Annotated in this window: 2 protein-coding genes and 1 pseudogene (1 of these 3 only partly in view); 1 reads left to right on the top strand and 2 read right to left on the bottom strand. The window is 61.4% G+C overall.

Annotated elements, in window-relative coordinates; genetic code table 11:
• Both mmsB and HX821_RS31565 read right to left on the bottom strand, forming a co-directional pair.
• Positions 1-274, bottom strand: a pseudogene (mmsB, locus tag HX821_RS31570) (3-hydroxyisobutyrate dehydrogenase) (it extends 580 nt beyond the left edge of the window).
• A gap of 14 nt (positions 275-288) precedes the next feature.
• A complete protein-coding gene (locus HX821_RS31565) occupies positions 289-1,806 on the bottom strand; it encodes a CoA-acylating methylmalonate-semialdehyde dehydrogenase (protein WP_008430611.1) in 1,518 nt (505 codons plus the stop codon).
• A 131-nt stretch (positions 1,807-1,937) separates the two neighbouring features.
• Here HX821_RS31565 and HX821_RS31560 point away from each other — a divergent pair, with 131 nt between their 5' ends.
• Positions 1,938-2,885, top strand: a complete 948-nt coding sequence (locus HX821_RS31560) for a LysR family transcriptional regulator (RefSeq protein WP_177037391.1) — start codon at positions 1,938-1,940, stop codon at positions 2,883-2,885.
• Positions 2,886-2,910: the final 25 nt, after the last annotated feature.

Genomic DNA, 2,910 nt, shown 5'->3' with positions numbered 1-2,910 from the left:
CCACCGCCGGCACGCCTTTGCCGATGCCGGCGAGCACGCCGTCTTCACCGAGCCACACACTGCGCACATGGGCCGCAGCCGGGAGCATGGTCACCACCAACTCGGCGCCTTCGGCTGCCGCGCGCGGTGAAGCGCTGATGGTGCCGCCCAGTTCCGCCAGTTCCTTGAGCACGGTCTGGTTCAGGTCGAACAGGTTCAGCGCATGGCCAGCCTTGATCAGGTTGCGCGCCATCGGCGCGCCCATGTTGCCCAGGCCGATAAATGCAATCTTCATGGTCGTCTCCTTGATCAGCGCAGGTTGATGGTGGTGTTGACGCCATCGTTGACGCTGTCGTCGTCGAACCAGCGGCTGGTGACGGTTTTGGTCTGGGTGTAGAACTGCACCACTTGCTTGCCGTACGGGCCCAGGTCGCCGAGTTTCGAACCACGGGAACCGGTGAAGCTGAAGAACGGAACCGGCACGGGGATCGGGATGTTGATGCCGACCTGGCCCACATCGATTTCGCTCTGGAATTTACGCGCCGCCGCGCCGCTCTGGGTGAACAGGCCGGTGCCGTTGCCGAACGGGTTGGCGTTGACCAGGGCGATGGCTTGGTCGAGGGTGTCGACTTCCAGCACCACCAGCACCGGGCCGAAGATTTCCTGGGTGTAGATCTGCATGTCGGTGGTCACGCCGGAGAACAACGTCGGGCCGACGAAATTGCCGTCCTCGAAACCCGGCACCTTGATGCCGCGGCCATCCAGCTCCAGCTTGGCACCTTCTTTTACGCCGCTTTCGATCAGGTCGAGAATGCGTGCCTTGGCGCGCTTGGAGATAACCGGACCCACATCGGTACCGGCTTCGCTGCCGGCGTTCACCTTGAGCTTTTGCGCCAGGGCCTTGAGGTCCGGCAGCCATTGCTTGGCCGCGCCTACCAGCACCACCACGGAAGTTGCCATGCAACGCTGACCCGCCGCACCGAAACCCGCGCCGACCAGGGCGTTCAGGGTTTGTTCGCGATTGGCATCCGGCAGCACCACGGCGTGGTTCTTGGCGCCCATCATGGATTGCACGCGCTTGCCGTGTTTACCGGCGAGGTCGTAGACGTGAGTCCCCACGGCGGTCGAACCGACGAAGGACACGGCCTTGATATCTTTGTGGGTGCACAGCGCATCCACCACGTCCTTGCCGCCGTGAACCACGTTCAGCACGCCGGCTGGCACCCCGGCTTCCAGCGCCAGTTCAACCAGCAGCAGGGTCGACAGCGGGTCCTGTTCCGATGGCTTGAGTACGAACGTGTTACCGCAGGCAATGGCCATCGGGAACATCCACAGCGGAATCATTGCCGGGAAGTTGAACGGGGTGATGCCGGCGCACACGCCGATCGGCTGGCGCAGGGTGTAGGTATCCACACCGCCGGCGACGTTTTCAGCGAATTCGCCCATCTGCAGGGTGCCGATGGAGCACGCGTGCTCGACCACTTCCAGGCCACGGAAAATGTCGCCTTCAGCGTCGGCAATGGTCTTGCCCTGCTCGGCACTCAGGACCACGGCGATGCGCTTGGAGTGCTCGCGGATCAAGGCTTGCAGCTTGAGCATGATGCGCATGCGTGCACCGATCGGCGTCAGCTTCCAGGTCTGGAAGGCGCGATGGGCGGCGTCGATGGCAGCGTTGACTTCTTCAGGGGTGGAAAACGGTACGCGGGCCAGCACTTGCTGGGTAGCGGGGTTGACGATGTCTTGCCATTCGGTGGTCCTGGATTCGACCCACTCGCCGTTGATCAGCAGCTTGACCTGTTTTACGGAAATATCGGCAGATGCGTTCATGTGGTCTCCAATTCTTGTAGGTATGCAGAGAACCAAGGCGTTGAATCGCCTTGAGGATGAGGCGTTCGGACTGTTTTTGGAGTATAGATGTGCAAACTTCTAATAAGAACGCACATAAAAGCCGGTCCAATATGCAAAAAAACATCACGTCACTGGGCTCCCTGAACTGGGATGACCTGAAGTTTTTCCTCGAAGTCGCGCGTACCCGCAAGGCCAGCGTCGCCGCCAAGCGCCTGGCGGTGGACTACACCACGGTGTCGCGGCGCATTACCTCCCTTGAAGGATCCTTGGGCACTCTCCTGTTTGAAAAATCCCGGACCAACGGCTTCGTATTGACCACCGAAGGCCAGCGCCTGCTGGGTTACGCCGAGTCCATCGAAAGCACGTTGCACATGGCCTGCGAACAGGTCTCCGGCTCCGGCGTGGCGCTGTCCGGCCACGTGCGCATGGGCTGTACCGAAGGGTTCGGCAGCTTCTTCGTTACCCCGCAACTGAGCCACTTCGTCGACACCTACCCGGCGATCTCGGTGGACATCCTGCCCCTGCCCCACTTCATCAGCCTGTCCAAGCGCGAGGCGGATATCGTCATCGCCCTGGAACGGCCGGAGCATGGGCCGTACGTGTGCTGCAAGCTGTGCGACTACAAGCTGCAGCTGTACGCGACGCAGGAATACCTGGACCAGCACCCGCCCATCCGCCGGGCAGCGGACCTGGCCGAGCATCCGTTTATCAGCTACGTGGATGATTTAGCGTTCAGTTCGGAGCTGCTGTACCTGGCCAATGTGGTGCCCGGCGCCAGCGCCAGTTTGCGCAGCACCAGCGTGATTGCGCAGTATGTGGCGGCGCAGCAAGGGCGCTCGCTGGCGATCCTGCCGTGCTTTTTGGCGGCACAGGACCCGCGGTTGCTGCCGGTGCTGGGCAAGGAGATCAATATCACGCGGCAGTTCTGGATGTACTGCCGCGAGGACTTGAGGAAGTTGAAACGGATCACCCTGCTGTGGGATTACATCCGTGAGGTGACGGAGCAGAATCAGCCGTTGTTGATGGGGGAAACGCGGGAGATGGTGTTTGCCGATTAAATAAAATGTGGGAGCCGGGCTTGCC

Origin of the sequence: Pseudomonas sp. B6001, from assembly GCF_013386015.1 — a bacterium.
GTDB lineage: Bacteria > Pseudomonadota > Gammaproteobacteria > Pseudomonadales > Pseudomonadaceae > Aquipseudomonas.
Note: the sequence above shows the minus strand (reverse complement) of the source record. Positions and strands in the feature narration are given on the sequence as shown.